The sequence below is a fragment of the Lysinibacillus sp. NPDC056232 genome (genome assembly GCF_042267565.1).
Lineage (GTDB): Bacteria > Bacillota > Bacilli > Bacillales_A > Planococcaceae > Lysinibacillus.
The window spans coordinates 68224-83868 of record NZ_JBHJTF010000002.1 but is presented as its reverse complement, the minus strand read 5'-3'; the positions used below and the strand labels follow the sequence as shown (position 1 = coordinate 83868).

At 34.0% G+C, this 15645-nt stretch carries 16 protein-coding genes, 2 pseudogenes and 1 riboswitch; of the genes and pseudogenes, 3 read left to right on the top strand and 15 right to left on the bottom strand.

Features of this window, described 5'->3' with window-relative positions; all coding sequences use genetic code 11:
• Window positions 1-33: 33 nt before the first annotated feature.
• From paiA to ACFCYJ_RS02450, 5 genes are all read right to left on the bottom strand, one after another.
• On the bottom strand, window positions 34-552 hold the full coding sequence (gene paiA / locus ACFCYJ_RS02470; protein ID WP_376070231.1) for a spermidine/spermine N(1)-acetyltransferase: 519 nt from the start codon (window positions 550-552) through the stop codon (window positions 34-36).
• An 81-nt stretch (window positions 553-633) separates the two neighbouring features.
• Complete coding sequence (locus ACFCYJ_RS02465) at window positions 634-1452, bottom strand: SPL family radical SAM protein (RefSeq protein ID WP_376070228.1); 819 nt, start codon at window positions 1450-1452, stop codon at window positions 634-636.
• A 30-nt stretch (window positions 1453-1482) separates the two neighbouring features.
• Window positions 1483-2016 (bottom strand): methylated-DNA--[protein]-cysteine S-methyltransferase, encoded by a 534-nt coding sequence (gene adaB, locus ACFCYJ_RS02460; protein WP_376070225.1) that lies wholly within the window; start codon window positions 2014-2016, stop codon window positions 1483-1485.
• Complete coding sequence (locus ACFCYJ_RS02455) at window positions 2000-2638, bottom strand: bifunctional transcriptional activator/DNA repair enzyme AdaA (RefSeq protein ID WP_376070223.1); 639 nt, start codon at window positions 2636-2638, stop codon at window positions 2000-2002. The genes adaB and ACFCYJ_RS02455 overlap by 17 nt, the downstream gene beginning before the upstream one ends.
• Before the next feature lie 241 nt (window positions 2639-2879).
• Window positions 2880-3593, bottom strand: a complete 714-nt coding sequence (locus ACFCYJ_RS02450; RefSeq protein WP_376070220.1) for a 2OG-Fe(II) oxygenase — start codon at window positions 3591-3593, stop codon at window positions 2880-2882.
• Window positions 3594-3762: 169 nt separating this feature from the next.
• On the opposite strand from ACFCYJ_RS02450, the gene ACFCYJ_RS02445 reads away from it, so the two are divergent.
• Window positions 3763-4674: a DNA glycosylase gene (locus tag ACFCYJ_RS02445; protein ID WP_376070217.1), complete on the top strand. Its 912-nt coding sequence runs from the start codon at window positions 3763-3765 to the stop codon at window positions 4672-4674.
• A 329-nt stretch (window positions 4675-5003) separates the two neighbouring features.
• On the opposite strand, the gene add is transcribed toward ACFCYJ_RS02445, so the two are convergent.
• The 6 genes and pseudogenes from add to ACFCYJ_RS02415 all read right to left on the bottom strand — a co-directional run bounded on the left by add (window position 5004) and on the right by ACFCYJ_RS02415 (window position 9745).
• On the bottom strand, window positions 5004-5996 hold the full coding sequence (gene add, locus ACFCYJ_RS02440) for an adenosine deaminase (RefSeq protein WP_376070214.1): 993 nt from the start codon (window positions 5994-5996) through the stop codon (window positions 5004-5006).
• A gap of 65 nt (window positions 5997-6061) precedes the next feature.
• A riboswitch (purine riboswitch) is annotated at window positions 6062-6160 on the bottom strand.
• A 207-nt stretch (window positions 6161-6367) separates the two neighbouring features.
• Window positions 6368-7630, bottom strand: a complete 1263-nt coding sequence (locus ACFCYJ_RS02435) for an ATP-binding protein (protein WP_376070211.1) — start codon at window positions 7628-7630, stop codon at window positions 6368-6370.
• A gap of 85 nt (window positions 7631-7715) precedes the next feature.
• On the bottom strand, window positions 7716-8423 hold the full coding sequence (locus ACFCYJ_RS02430; protein ID WP_483869450.1) for a response regulator transcription factor: 708 nt from the start codon (window positions 8421-8423) through the stop codon (window positions 7716-7718).
• A 38-nt stretch (window positions 8424-8461) separates the two neighbouring features.
• Window positions 8462-9043 (bottom strand): hypothetical protein, encoded by a 582-nt coding sequence (locus ACFCYJ_RS02425; protein WP_376070208.1) that lies wholly within the window; start codon window positions 9041-9043, stop codon window positions 8462-8464.
• A gap of 249 nt (window positions 9044-9292) precedes the next feature.
• Window positions 9293-9454, bottom strand: a pseudogene (locus tag ACFCYJ_RS02420) (DedA family protein); the annotation flags it as partial.
• An 18-nt stretch (window positions 9455-9472) separates the two neighbouring features.
• Window positions 9473-9745 carry a DedA family protein gene (locus ACFCYJ_RS02415; RefSeq protein WP_376070205.1) on the bottom strand — a complete coding sequence of 91 codons (273 nt, stop codon included), beginning with the start codon at window positions 9743-9745 and terminating at the stop codon, window positions 9473-9475.
• 466 nt (window positions 9746-10211) lie between these two features.
• Between ACFCYJ_RS02415 and ACFCYJ_RS02410 the strand changes: the two genes are divergently transcribed.
• The gene (locus ACFCYJ_RS02410; protein WP_376070202.1) at window positions 10212-11435 is read left to right on the top strand and encodes a hypothetical protein; all 1224 of its coding nucleotides are present in this window, start codon (window positions 10212-10214) and stop codon (window positions 11433-11435) included.
• Window positions 11436-11489: 54 nt separating this feature from the next.
• Here the strand turns inward: ACFCYJ_RS02410 and ACFCYJ_RS02405 are convergent, their stop codons facing one another.
• Both ACFCYJ_RS02405 and ACFCYJ_RS02400 read right to left on the bottom strand, forming a co-directional pair.
• The gene (locus ACFCYJ_RS02405) at window positions 11490-12185 is read right to left on the bottom strand and encodes a copper amine oxidase N-terminal domain-containing protein (protein WP_376070199.1); all 696 of its coding nucleotides are present in this window, start codon (window positions 12183-12185) and stop codon (window positions 11490-11492) included.
• Window positions 12186-12459: 274 nt separating this feature from the next.
• Window positions 12460-12696: a GNAT family N-acetyltransferase gene (locus ACFCYJ_RS02400; RefSeq protein ID WP_376070197.1), complete on the bottom strand. Its 237-nt coding sequence runs from the start codon at window positions 12694-12696 to the stop codon at window positions 12460-12462.
• Window positions 12697-12796: 100 nt separating this feature from the next.
• Here ACFCYJ_RS02400 and ACFCYJ_RS02395 point away from each other — a divergent pair, with 100 nt between their 5' ends.
• A complete protein-coding gene (locus tag ACFCYJ_RS02395; protein ID WP_376070195.1) occupies window positions 12797-13555 on the top strand; it encodes a DUF3888 domain-containing protein in 759 nt (252 codons plus the stop codon).
• A gap of 106 nt (window positions 13556-13661) precedes the next feature.
• Here ACFCYJ_RS02395 and ACFCYJ_RS02390 read toward each other — a convergent pair.
• Window positions 13662-13982 (bottom strand): annotated as a pseudogene (locus tag ACFCYJ_RS02390) (enoyl-CoA hydratase/isomerase family protein); the annotation flags it as partial.
• 187 nt (window positions 13983-14169) lie between these two features.
• Window positions 14170-15018 carry a copper amine oxidase N-terminal domain-containing protein gene (locus ACFCYJ_RS02385; RefSeq protein WP_376070192.1) on the bottom strand — a complete coding sequence of 283 codons (849 nt, stop codon included), beginning with the start codon at window positions 15016-15018 and terminating at the stop codon, window positions 14170-14172.
• Window positions 15019-15645: the final 627 nt, after the last annotated feature.

Sequence of the window (15645 nt, the reverse complement as noted above, 5' to 3'; positions counted from 1 at the left end):
TGTTGTTATAGCAACGTTTCTGCCATAAATATTTTATAGAAGTGTTTTTGTCATGATGATATCAATTTGTTCTTCATCACCCATATAAAAAGAGTGAGCCCCAGTTTGGATAAAACCTATTTTCTTGTAAAAACCTAATGCATTATCATTCTTTTCCCAAACACCTAACCAGATGCTTTTTTTGTTTTGTGCTACAGCTATTTCCATCGCTTTGTTGATTAAATGTTTTCCAAGTCCTTTTCCTTGATATTTATTTCTAATGTAAATTCTTTCAATTTCTAGTGATTCATCCCCTATTTGTTCTGATTGAGCCTCATTGACATTTATCTTTAAATAGCCAGCGGTTTCTTCGTCGTAATAGATGAAATAGAATTCCGAATTTAGATTGGACAATTCTTTCTCCAGCTGTATAGTATTAAATGCTTTCTCCAAATAAGTTTTCATATTTTCAGGTGAGTTCTGATCTTTAAATGTGTCATTGAATGTTTCGATACTGACTTCTTGTAGTTTTATTAAATCTCCTATACTACACTTAGCTAATTTTACTGTCATTGATTACACTCCTTTATAGTTAACTCTCTATTAAATTTAAGTTATTTTTATTGTATTTGCAATAAATTACTGCCTATTTTTTTACGGCTCAAACCCAGCCTGGCTTACATAAACTTGATTTTCCGGAAAGATTTCAATAAATTGGTTATATACTTTATTAATTACATGTGGTCCATACCATTCTTCTAAACCAAGTTGGGCATATTTTTTCTCAATACCAAGTTTTCTTGTGCGTTTTCCACCACTGCCATCGCCCATGAAGTAGTCATCCATACATATCCGATCGACGAATGGCTTCAATTTCTCAGGAAAATATTCCCCACTCGGTAAGATGGGGGCTATAGCAACTTGGGTCGGTATTCCCGCAGCTGCTAATTTTTCCAATGTCATAAAGCGCGCCTGGATTGGGGGTGCCTTTGGTGTAAAATGTTTACGTATCGTATCCGAATCTGTCTCAATAGTCATACTTACTCGCACTTTATCTTTAAAATGTTGTAGTAAATCAATATCTCGGCTTACAAGTGGGCTTCTAGTCTGTACTAATAGGAAGTCAGGGGGATCTTCTACCATAACTTCTAGTAAAGATCGTGTCACTTTTTCCTTATGCTCTATTGGTTGATATGGATCTGTACTTGATGACATAAAAATCGTTACATCCCCTTTGGCTTTGGCGCGATGAAGCTCCTTTTTTAATAAATTCGCAGCTCCGTTTTTCACATCGACCCAATTTCCCCATTCCCCTTCTCGAAAAAGAGATACAGGCATTTCGCGTACATAACAATAGGAACACCCAAATGAACAGCCTGTATAAGGATTTAGTGAATGAGTATAGCCAGAAAGAAAGCCAGTCCCTTTATTCAGAATGGTTTTCGGATTTTTATAGAATAATTCATTTTTCATGACGGTACCTCCATTATTGTGCGGCAATAATTACTCATTGCTAGATGAAGCTAGCTTTTCTAGATCCAGGAGTAGTGTCTTCATTTCTAATCCACCCCGATAGCCAGTTAATGAGCCACTCTTTCCTATTACACGATGGCACGGTACAGTAATTAATACCGGATTAGCCCCAATCGCTGCGCCTACAGCACGAACAGCTGCTGGTTTATTTATAGCATTTGCAATGTCGGAATAGGATTTCGTCTGTCCATAAGGAATTTCACAAAGTGCGTGCCAGACTGCTAGCTGAAATTGCGTACCTACGTACTCAAATGGAACAGTAAAGGTTTTTCGCTTTCCTTCTAGATACTGAATGATTTCAACGACATAGGGTTCAAGCTTTTCATCATCTTCAACAAGAGGACTTCCTGGAAAGCGTTTCTTAGCCCATTCGAACAATTCCGCGAATGGTTTGTTCTGTGAACCTACAAACACAAGCCCTTTAGAAGTTGAAGCAATATAAAAATGCCAATCCTTAAACGTTAGTAAAGACCAATAAAGAGTTGGTTTATTCTTTGTTTCCATTGTACTTTTCCTCCGTTTTACTCATTTGCCGAAATTGTGCTGGTGTCTGTCCAGTTTTCTTTTTAAATAAAGTAATAAAATAAGGCGCGTTAGCCATCCCCACACATATGGCGATATCTCCAATCGCTTTATTTGTCTGAATCAAATACTTTTTAGCCGCGTGTACTCTAACTTGTTGTATATACTCTATCGGCGTAATACCTTTTATCTTTTTAAAAGTTCGATGCATATGATACGGACTCCCGTGACAAATAGTTGCTAACGATTCTAGCGTTAATTTTTCTGTGAAATTTTTATCAATGTATTCAGTAATTACATCAACCCACTCGCTATCAGGCAGATTTTCATTAGTGGGCTTGCACCGTTTACAAGGGCGAAAATTTGCGCGAATAGCTTGTTCTGCGTTTGGAAAAATGCATACATTTTCTTTTTTCGGAACGCGAGATTTACAGGATGGTTTACAGAATATCCCTGTTGACTTTACAGCGTAGAAAAATTGATGATTGTACGCTGCATCATTATTTAATATTGCTTGCCACTTTTCATCTGTTATCATTTCTACATCATCCGAAATTCTATGATCATGGCTCTCTTTATGTCCGTTATTGATACTATCCGGCATTTATCTCACCTCTTCTAACAATATACTCCCTTTAAATTCAGAATGTATAGTTCTGGGAATGGAATAGCAAGATATTGAAGTTTAATTTTCATCCCGCATTAACGGGCTGTAAGACTCCCACCTCAAAACTTAGAAAAATCGGAGAAGTTTAGGTGGGAGATGAACAGCCCGTAAAGGCCCGATTGGTTTAACTAATGATCAGTGGGGGATGAAGAAAACCCCCACTGATCAAAGTTTCACTTTATTTAGAATCGTGAAAAATGATTCCAAGACCGAATCGTTCTCCAGAAGTAACCGTGCTTACTCCGTGACGAACCGTATTTTTGTAATATCCTCTTTTACCTAGAACAGGTCTATGGTTAGTCGGAAAGATCAGCGCGCTGCCTTGTTCTAAAGTAATGACATGTCCCCTACTCTGAGCACGTGGAATTTGTTCCACTAATAGAGATTCTCCACCGCAAAAGTCTTTCTCTCGTTGATTTAATACAAATACTACTTGAAACGGGAAAAATATGTCGCCATATAAATCTTGATGCAAACAATTAAACCCGCCTTTTTCATACTTTAATAGTAAAGGTGTCGGTCTAGTTTGTTCATATTCTTCACAGGTGTTCAAAAAATCTTGAAGATGATCTGGAAACTGTTCTGTTTTCTTTAAATAACCCAACCATCGATTAGCTGTCTTGGCCAACTCTACATAAAAGGACTCTCTTAAACTTTGGATGATTTCAGGTAATGGATAGGAAAAATATTTGTACTCTCCATTCCCAAAGCGATATCTCGTCATATTGATTGTCGTTCTGTATGACTCTTCCTCACAATACAATTCTATGAAGAATTCACATTCCTCTTTTGTTAAAATCGCTGGAAGCTTTGTAAATCCTTGCTCATCTAAGTCATTTTGAATTGAATCCCAATTTAAGTTTTCGATACGTGTTTTTATATCTTGGACCATTTTTATCCACCCCTATTTAGCATTCTTGATAACTAACACTATAACCTCATAAGTAGAAAAAAATAAGGTGTTTAGAATGTAATAGCAAGATAACAAAATTAGTAAAGAGTATTATGTGATAAAGTAAAATTGCAATAGAAAATCGTAATAAGATGAGGAGAATGAAAAAGTGACATGGTATGAAGTCAATGATGATATTGTAATCACACTACCTGACAATTTCGACATGAATGCAAACCTAGCCTATCTAACAAGGGAAAAAAATGAATGCATGTATGAAATAGAAAACGATATTATTACAAAAGTTATAGCCATTGGGGAAATTCGGTCCTTAGTACAGGTAAGCGTCATCAATAATAAACAAATGGTTGTTCAATTCCTAAATGATTCTAGACCTATTGAAAAGTGGAAACGGGAAGAGATTGTAAAATATATTCATGAATGGTTTGATCTTGATAACGATTTAACACCATTTTATGAAATGGTAAAAGCAGACCCATTACTTAAAATGCCTGCCCGGAAATTCTATGGATTGCGAGTTGTCGGCATTCCCGATTTATTTGAGGCTTTATGTTGGGGAGTTTTAGGGCAACAAATTAACTTAGCCTTCGCGTACTCCTTAAAGAAGCAATTTGTAGAAGGATTTGGCGATTCTATCGAATGGAATGGTAAAAAGTATTGGGTGTTCCCATCGTATGAACGAATTGCACAGTTAACACCTACCGACCTAGCAGATATTAAAATGACGGTAAAAAAAAGTGAATATATCATTGGGATTGCCAAATTAATGGCAAGTGGAGAATTATCGAGGGAAAAATTAGTGACAATGAACTTTAAAGATGCTGAAAAAAGCTTAATTAAAATACGAGGAATCGGTCCCTGGACAGCCAACTATGTTCTAATGCGCTGTCTCAGATTCCAGACAGCTTTCCCAATCGATGACGTGGGTCTTATTAATTCGATAAAATTATTACGTAATATGGACCGAAAGCCTACGAAAGAGGAAATCTTAGAACTATCGTTTCCGTGGAAAAACTGGGAATCATACGCTACCTTTTATTTATGGCGTGTCCTTTACTGAATAATTACAACTTATAAAAAGAGAATGAACTTACAAACCTAATCCCTGTAGTTTTGTCATAAAGTTTGATTAAATTAATGATATTAACCTTGATATGAGAACCAATCTAAAGAGCATGTTTTGAAAAAGATTGATCAAAACACGCTCTTATTTGAATGGGGCAGATTAACTAAAAGGAAAAGAGCCAAACTCTCATCATTGTGTATGGAAAATGGTGCATCTGCGTTCCAAAAGAGACTTGCTTAAAAAAAGATATCGAAGCTGGTTATTTTTAAATACATTTCTTCACAATCTGCTAATTTTGTTTTTGTTGCTAAGCCTAATTTTCTTTAATATTGTGCTAAGCACCATTCTTTAGTTTCTTGATCCGCAAAGGATGCTTCTACACTATTTAAATAAATTTGCCGATAATCTTCTTCGCTTAGATTAAATTCATTGTTAACTAAATGGATTTCTTTTGCCATTGTAGTATCTGATACTGTTCGATTATCTGTATTAAATGTCACTTTTATTCCATCTTTATGAAACTTATAAATCGGATGTTCCGAATAATGATGAACAGCTTTCGTCTGGACATTACTTGTTGGACACATTTCAAGCACTACCTGTCTTTCTTTCACAATCTTATAAGCCTCGGCACAATCTTTAATAAATACTCCATGTCCTATTCTTTCAGCACCCAACATTTCAACAGCCTCTAGAACATTTTTACCAATTCCCGTTTCACCGGCATGAATAGTGACTCTGTAGCCATATTTTTTGGCTAATGCGATCGGATCTACGAATTTTTCACAAAAGCCTTCTTCTTCGGATGCACATAGGTCAATTGCCACCACACCTTTTCCAAGGAACTTTTTCCCCTTTTCAACCACCTCAAATGCGCTTTCTACAGACATCGTCCTCATGCAAGACAGGATTATATTTCCCTTTATTTCGTAACAGCTTTCAGCGTCCCTCATCCCCTCTATAACAGATTGAATAACTTCTTCAACACCAAGACCTTGTAATGTGTGAAGTAACGGGGCAAATCTGACTTCTAAATATTTCACATTTTCTCTTGTTGCATTTTCAAATAGCTCAAAAGTAATTCTTCTTAAGTTCTCCTTGGACTGCATGACCAAATTAGGAAGAGAAAATCTTTTTAAATACTCATCAAGAGATTCACATTCTAACGGAGCAATCAGCTCCTTTTGCAGTCCATCCTTATCAAAAGTGGGTAACTGAATGCCTTCCTTCTGTGCAATATCGATAATAGTTTCAACCCTTAGGCTTCCATCCAAATGACAGTGAAGTTCAATTTTGGGCAATGCTAAAAAGTTCATTTTTGACCTCCTGAAATATTTCTTTAGATTAAAATACAAAAAAATTCCTGACTACAAAGAAAATACAAGTTTTGTACTTTCTTCGTAATCAGGAATTTCGGTTCCTGGTAGAGACCCCCAAACCATATTATTGGGGTTATACGAAATTATATTAATTCCTTAACGTTTTTAAAATAATAATAGAAAAATATTAGATTGTCAACATGGTCCCCTAACACTTACAAAATAATAAGTTCTATGTTACAGAAATTTAATTATTAAAACTAAAATTGATTGCAAACTTCATATTTGGCCGGCGTAGTTGGAATAAGTTCTAATAAACACAAATGCCCAGGCTCATAATTAATTGAGCCAGTATTGACGAGACCTGTTTATACTTTATTAATAAATGGTAAATACAATTCTACTGTCGTCCCTGTTCCCTCTTTACTTGTAATTTTAATTTCACCTTTATATAATTTCATAATTCTATTCGCAATGCTTAGTCCTAAACCAGAGCCTTCTGTTTTTCTGGTTCTTGCTTTATCCACTCTGTAAAATCGTTCAAAAATATTACGAAGCTCTTCCTGTGGTATCCCAATTCCATAATCTTTTACACGTATAATGGCATGTTGATGATCCTGTTCAATAAATACATCAATCTTATCATTACTATATTTCATGGCATTATCTAGCAAAATAATCATAAGCTGTTTAATTTTTAATTCATCCGCAAATATAACAATTGGATCCTCATCATAATGTAACGATATTTCACGCCCATAAACTTGTTTCATTTGATTTAAAATACTCTGGCATAAAGACACCAAATTTAGCTCATTCAATTCTAGAGCACTTTCATTCTCTAAGGTAGCTAAGTCTAGAAGTGTCTGTGTCATTTTTTGCATTCTGGTCGCTTCCGAAGTAATGGCATTGATTGCTTCATCTGTAATTTCTTGATTTTCTAATCCATGCCTTCTTAAAAAATCAGTATAGTTCATAATGATAGTTAAAGGTGTTTTTAATTCATGGGACGCATCAGACACAAACTGTTTTTGTTTTTCCATATTTTCTTGAAGTCTGTGAATCATTCGATTAAACGTTCTTGCCATTGTATGGAGTTCATCTTTTGTCTGATTTTGAATGGCGATGGGCTTAGGAACCCCACTTATTTCAATTTCCTCCATAGTTTTAATCATGCTTGAAATGGGCTTCATAATCATACTGGACAACCATTTGCCACCAAGCAAGGAAAAAATCGCAGCTAATAAGGTGCAGAGGCCTAGAATGGCACGAAGTATCTCTTTATCAGTTTCAAAACCTAATAATCGTTCTCCAATTTCTAAACTCCCGGTAATTTGATTACCATTTTTAATTGGAACACGAACAATTAAAACCTGTTCCTCAACTTGTTCTGCCGAAATCAAATGTGTTTGTGCTTGTTTTGTTTCAGAGTATTTACCTTGCAACGTTTTTGAAAGTAATGAATCATTGGTTATTTCGTGAATGACGTTGTTATTCGGATGTATAATTCTTATATAGGAATAGGGAGTTAAAAATTCACCTAATTTTTCGTTAATATTGCTGGATCCATCGAGTGAATCAATAACTTTTATTATGTCCTCTGCTTTTTGATACAGTTCTACTTCTTCCATATTAGTCGTGAATTTAATAAACGAAAAGTAGACAGCGATATTTACAAGTATCAAAATACACAGCATCCAAGCAGTCGTTAATAGATTAATTTTTGTGGTAATCCTCATTTGTTTTCTCCTTTAGGGTATACCCCACTCCCCAAACGGTCGTGAATAATGGGGAGGAAAATCCTTCGTCTATTTTTTTTCTGAGATGGGCTACAGTAACATCGAGTATGTTGCCTTCACCTTCATATTCCCATCCCCAAACATTCAGTAAAATATTTTCCCGTGTGACCACTTTGTTTTTATTCATGACTAAATAAAGCAAAAAGTCATATTCCTTGGGTGTTAACGTAATGTTTTTTCCATTCCTAGTAACTTCTCTTGCATCTGCATCAATTATTAAATCATTCACCTTCATTACGGAATTCTCATGAATTGCTTTAGATTGATTGCGTAAACAAGCTCGAATTCTGGCCAATAATTCCTCGATTCTGAATGGTTTGGGCACATAGTCATTTGCCCCTTGATCTAAACCTGATACTATATCTAATGTTGTATTTCGAGCTGTTAAAAGAATAACAGGAACATTCCTATTTTCCTTTCTTAGCCTTCTTAATACCTCGATTCCATTTAGCCCAGGCAGCATCACATCTAATAAAATTAAATCAAAGTTTGTTTGTAAGGCTGCTTCAAAACCTGCTCTACCGTCATGTTCTACTGTGACCTGATAACCTTCATATTCCAGCTCCATTTTTACGACACGAGCTATCTGCGTTTCATCCTCAATTAAAAGAACATGTGCTTTCACTTCATACTCATCCTCTCTCCACCTATAAAAGTATTTCTCTATATTTCATTTTTTCCGAGCACAAGTCGAAACAGTTCAAACAACAGGAAGTTAAAAAATATCCAAACTCCACCACAAATATAACCACCTACAATGTCACTGGGAAGAACATTGGTCGATACAATATTCCCAAACGCGAGCCCCATTAATAAGAGTAAACCCAATAAAGGAATAATAATTGTCAAATAATTGTTTTTCAAGTGACGTACAAGTAAAAATATACATGTTCCATAAATGATAATTGTCAAAGTGGCCTTTAAATCAGGAAAATTGGATGAATGAAATTCGCCCCTAAATCCAATCGATTGGAGAAGCGAAAAAACCTCCAAGATGAATGCACGAAACGGAATACCTCCCAATATGGAAACAATGAGTAGAAGATACTCTAGTAACCTGTTCTGTTTCTTAATCCAAATACTTAGGATGGTTACAGCTATAATGCTGCTAAGTGTGATCGACTGTTGGAAAATCAAAAGCTCTCCCAACCAGTTTATATAAAAATTAGAATGAACCACATATTCTGCGATTTGATTAAACTCGGCAACATCATTTTCAAAATAATCTTGTACTATTCCAAACATTAGGATCACCAAACCAATTAGAGCTGACGCTAGGAATATAAGAAAAATTTCTGTCGCTCTTATTGTTCGTAATCGGTTTGTTAACCATGTTATCGAACGAATAAAAAATTTTTTAATTTGAATTTTAAAAAACCTAAATATGAGGAAACTTCCTAAAAAAACAGCCAAAACAATAAGAAAAATAATTAAATATTTACCTGCTGCTTGATGGAAAGTATCCCATTTTGGACCTAATACTTTTCCAAGGGTAATAAAACAAATTCCCCATAAAAAAGCACCTGTATATGCCGGTATGATGAATTTTCGGAAAGGAATTTTTGAAACACCTGAAACATAGCCAGTAAAATGCCTTACCCCAGGGATAAAATAAGCAAAAACTAATAATTTACTGCCTGATCGTTCAAACCAAGCAGCTGTTTTTTTATATCTTTAAGGTCCAAGGTGTACATATTTACCATACTTCTCGATTAGTTTATAGCCTCCTGCCTTCCCTATCCAATAAGTTAACGTAATTCCTGCACCAGCAGATAAAAAGACTGTGAGAATGGCCAAAAAATAATTCATTTCCCCTTGATAAACAAAGAATCCTGCATAGCTCATTAAAAATTCCCCAGATATAGGAAGAGCCATGAGCTCTAAAAAGATCCCTATAAATAAAATCAAGTAGCTATGTTGTTCAAATAAAGTAATTAAATATGACATAAAAGCCTCCAAAATTATTAACAATATTTATTCAAAAAAGAAGGAAGCACCTTAACTTTATCTACAATTTATCATTATTTTAAAAGTAATGGTGCCAATTAAGGAATTTTTAAGTTTTTATATAGGAAATGTACAGTTTTGTTTTATAAACTAAGGATGCCTTATTTTAGAATGCATAAAAATTTTTAGATTTCATGAATGAAACTATTTGAAGGGAATTATTAAAGCATTCAAAGTTTTTGAGATTTTAAAATCATTTTGGGAGGTGAAAAAAGGAATATGCTTTCATTTAAAACATCGGTTGCTTAGCAGCCTATACTTAATTAACAATTAAGTATATTTTAATCAATTCATAATAAATAGTCCCCAAATTTCGAATAAAGCAGGGACTGGCTTCATCTCAAATGAAAATAGAGATGGAAATTGCTTAGTAACAATGACTACTTACAAAAAGGAGATGAATTCTTTGAAAGGAAACTTATCCTATTCTGAACAAACTGAAATAGCCCAACCTTCAAGTTGGCAATTGTTAAATAAGGTACCGGAAGTTACTATTTTCTTCTGGATCATCAAGGTTTTATGTACAACTGTAGGGGAAACGTTTGCTGATTTTTTGAATTTGAATCTTGGATTTGGGTTAATGAATACGACCATTATAATGGGATTCGCCTTTTTTATTGTTTTGTACCTTCAGTTTAGAGTAAATAAATATGTTCCAGGCATTTATTGGTTAACAGTTGTACTTATAAGTGTATTTGGTACATTGGTAACAGATAACATGACCGATAATATGGGAATACGCCTTGAGGTTAGTATAATAATTTTCTCAGTACTTCTTGGATTCACTTTTCTATTTTGGTATCTTAGTGAAAAAACATTGTCAATCCACTCGATCTATACAAGAAAAAGAGAAGTTTTCTATTGGCTTACCATTCTTTTCACCTTTGCACTTGGAACAGCAGTTGGCGATTTATATTCTGAACAATTAGGTTTTGGCTATCTTAAAACAGGATTAACAGTCATTGTCATCATTGCTTGTATATTCTTGGCATGGAAAATGAAATTGGATGGAATATTAGCATTTTGGATTGCGTATATTTTGACTCGTCCGCTTGGTGCATCAATCGGAGATTACTTATCTCAACCCAAAGCTAATGGAGGGTTAGGTTTAGGGACAACTGTTACAAGTGTCATTTTTCTTGTAGCTATATTAGCCATCATCATCTTTCTTGCTGTTTCAAAAATTGATATAACAGCAAAAAATGAAACAGTAATGACAAACGGAAACAAGAAAAATGTTATGGTACAAACCATTGTGGTATTGTGTATTTTCTTAGTTTTTGGAGTAGGTAGTTATATTTGGCGCAGTAACCAAATTGCATCACAATCTAATGCATCGCAAACGACATTAGCTGGACAGTTTTCAGATTTTATCAAAATTGAAAATGACATACTAAAAGCTGTTAACTCAAATGACTTTTCCTCAGCGAAAAAAGTTGCGGATGATCTGGAACATCAATGGGATACACAGGAGCCTAGACTTAGGGCAATTGATGGCAACACATGGACAGATATTGATGGAACGATTGATGTTGTATTAGCATCCGTTCGTTCATCAAACCCTGATGCCCACAAGTGCAAGTCTGCTCTTAACAATTCACTTAGTGTAATAAACAGTGCAAATAAATAAAAATTTAGGGAATCGCAATTGCGGTTCCCTTTTTGCATTGAAGTTAATGTCTTATTATCGAATTTTAGTTCCTTGTCTTGTCATTTCAGTTAATAGTGCTATCATTCTATTGTTTACTTGTATTTTAAGTTTGGCCATCAGTATCTCTTTATCTAATATATTACGATAATCTTGAGAATAAGTAGGGTATAATGATTCTTGCCTCACTAAATTTTGATATACACGTGAAAGGTTATTTTGTAAATGCACCAATTGATTATACTTATTAACATTAGAATTCTTATCTGTATTTATTGTAGGATCATTAACATATATATAAATATTTTTCCCTTCTGTGTTTATATTAACTAATCTTAGTGTTGAATCCCATTCAACTGGTAAATTTAAGGATTCACCAATAAATCTTACTGGTACCATTGTAGTTGAGTTAATAATTATGGCTGGGCTATCTAGAAAAGATTCTTTACCATTAACTATTGCCTTTTTAGAACCTACCTTTAATTTAATAGTTGTATTACCTCTACTCGCTGTTACGGTTTGGCTAGAGGCATCCCAAGCAATCGTTGCATTTAATGATTCAAATATACTTCTCATTGGTAACATAGTTCTGCCATTTATGGCTTTACCACTATCTGAAAATACTACTTCATTAAAGTATGCATTATTTGCATGTGCGTAGTTACCACCTCCTATATACATTAAAGAACATAGATAAAATAGAAAACTTACAAAGAATAATCGTTTCAACATAACATTTCTCTCCAATTCTATAATCTAAAATAACTATATTATTATATCACTAATGTAAATCAAAATACTTAATTTTCTATTTTTGTTTTTTTCTTAAAAAAGGCAGTTGATATGGTGAATAAAACGATTCGAATTGATGGAAAAGGAGAAATTTTACGATTTTTGTAAATGTAAATAAAGCTGTCGAGTGGCCTCATTTTTGAAGGACCTCATTTTGAAAAATTAATCAAAATGAGGTCCTTCATGTCGTATTATAAAATTTTCAGCAGTAACTTTAACTCATATGAATGTCTATTCCAAACTGATGTAATTTCAGTTTCTTTGCCACAGATTGGGATGCGAAATTATCCCACGAGGTACTATATAGAGCAATTCGACCTCTTTTTTGTACCTCTGCTGCCCAAGCATTTGTAATATCTATTCCGTACCCTTTACCACGGTAATCTTCATGTGTGAATACGCTTGCTTCCTCTGCTTGTTGGGACCTCCTTGCACTACAACAAGTTCTCAACTCAGGATCGTTTACTTCAATTTCTTAAAAAACTTTAGATAATTTGCTCTTATTAACACATGTTATTTATAAAATGTATTTTAGTGAGGCTTAATATCCCGTGAAAAAATTAACTTATATTTTAATGGCTACAGTAACTATTTTGATTATTCCCAGTACGATTTATGCCCAAAATGAAAAAGCTGATTATAAGCTTATGTATGATACATTGATTACAATCCTTAACCCATCTATAGAAAAGGAAATTATTCATTACTATGGCTATCTTAAGCAATATGGTTTATATGATGCTAAGATCCTCAGTATCAACAGAGAGCATGAAGGTCAGTTTAGCTTTCTTACCGAAGTTCAAGTCACAACATTTGAACATGCACATGACCCTCCTTATGGTACAGAAACAATGACTTTTGAAGTAAGCCCTAACGTGTTGAAAACAATTAGTTTTCAACACGTGGGAGATAAAGTAGAAAAGGATTTAATTGCATTCTATAGTGCATCACTTTCTGATATAAAACAGACTTTTAATCTGAACTTAGCGACTTACCATTCCTACACATATAATCAATTGCAATACCAAGCAGAAATAAATAATGAATTTAAACCCCTTTTTAAACTTGTAGAAGAAATAGGTACCAACATTTTGCTACCCCAGCGAAAGATACCCTACAAAAATGTTATAGACCCTGTAACTTATATAAAAGGCAATACAGGTTATATACTCTTTAAACAGTCAGATGGTACAAATGTAAGTTATCAAGTACAAAAGAAAGATGGTAATTGGATAGTGAAGGATAAAATTAGTAAACAAGGTGAGAAAATGGATTATAAATTGCCATGGTATCTATGGAAAAATGAATGAAGCCTACTGAATAGCTAGGCTTCATTGTGTCGCAAAAAACTAACTTCGCAACAAATATTGAATTATCAGGCTTACTGCCCCTTCAAACAGGATTTTTTAACTAAAACTAAAATTTTACACTGTTATCATGAAAAAACTTCTTCTTATCCTCATCTGTATATTCAGCTAATGTTTTATAGGTATACTGTGGAGTTTGATCCTTATCTATGACGACAGAGCGTACACCTTCAAAGAAATCTTCATGTTTTAAAAAGTTTTTTGCCAAGATTATATCTGTCGCAAAACATTCTTCTAATGTTTTATCTCGCGCATCTATAAGCTGCTTTAACGTAATTTTTAACAAAGAAGGAGATTCAGACAGAAGTAACTGCTTTGTTTCATGTGAAAATTTACTTGGATTATTGTCTAAGGACTCTACTATCTTTTTATTTTGAAGGCAATATTACGGATGTTGCCGAACAAATTAAGAATTGTCGTCAATCTTCACTTGGATACAGTAAATCGAAAGGTTGTTGTTCTATTCAAGCTTCTGATTATTGTCAATAAAGCACTATCCTTCATTACTCTTTTTAAAAGCGCCCTTTAATGGCAACAGAAAAACACTTTAGTCTACCTCATGGAACTGTATTTTCGATAATTGTCAGAAAACCGTTCTTAGCAGCGGTATCAGTTAACTGAAAAATAGATTGTTTTGATGCATCGTTAAACAAATACCATTGATTGTCAGTAGCATCATAAATCAAAACTTTTGGGTCAGGCAAAGTTTCATCGAAAGATTGAACTAGAGTATAGAGATCAAACTGTTTTATACTGTTCCCTTTTTGGTCTATAAAATCATATTGACCACCTTTATAGTAACCACCAATTATAGTGCTGTGAACAGACCAAGTGTAATTTGAAGGTTCTTTGACCTTACTTCCTTTGTTTTTTACAAAAATATTATGCATTTCTTTTACATAGGCATTCCCTTTTATTTGCTCTACTACTCCGCCCATAGTCATGTGGTATTCATGAAGCATTGCTTTCACTTCTACACCATTAATAACCAGTGGCTTTGTAATGACATTTACTGTCAAATCCTTATAATCGACATTACAATCAAATGTTTCTGCAAGAAATCGAAGTGGAACGAAGATGCGCCCATTTTTTAAATATGGTTTTACATCAAGTGACACCTTTTGACCGTTTTTCACCACTGTATTACTGTTCAGTTTTAAGATTACTCGTATATCGCTTTTAGTGAGTGTCACTTGGGAATCCGACCAATTGACCGTAGCTCCTAAATTTTCACTGATCACACGTAAAGGTACCATTGTACGATTGTTTTTAGTTTCGGGATTCACATCGGTTGCAACTATTACACCGTCAACCTTTATTTTAATGTTTGCTTTTGCTGCATAAGCAGGTGACGATGTTATGATTAGAATCAATGCAAGGAAAACACCTGTGAAGACTTTTTTCATTTTTGATAGCTCCTTTTTAAAATTTTATTGTAGATACTTACATCTTTAAAAAAATAACAAAAAACTTTATGAATGATTTACTTATTCAATAAGGGTTTAATACTTCTTCTACCTATCGATAGGTTTTTGTAAAACAATCTCAAAAACTTCTACATTTGATTAAAATGTAGATATAAATAGATACCCAAATAAAAGAGTAGAATTCAAGTTACATCCACTGCCTCCAATCGCTTAAGACGTTCAGAACTTGTTTCATTCACATGGGAACAAGTTGATTTGGTAAATGAAACGAACTAACGGAAAAGAGAAAAAGAACGGATATTACCAATATTATCCCATTCATCTAAAACAGTCTAAGAAGTGACTTGCAGTGGATTTTTTCACAAGGAACTAATTCATAATCATTTCACCTTTTCTTGCTATTCAGAATAATTTTACAGTATTTTCTTGAAAATACATAGTTTTCACAAATATTTTTTCTATTACAACTTCAGAAATAGAACCTGTTTTCTTCAACTAACCTGCTGCTTAGTACAATAAACTCAACATAAGGCTCTACGTCCTTCTTCGGTCAAGAGAGTAACAGCATTATTCGAGAAAACAGACTTATTTATTACGTAAGAGCAA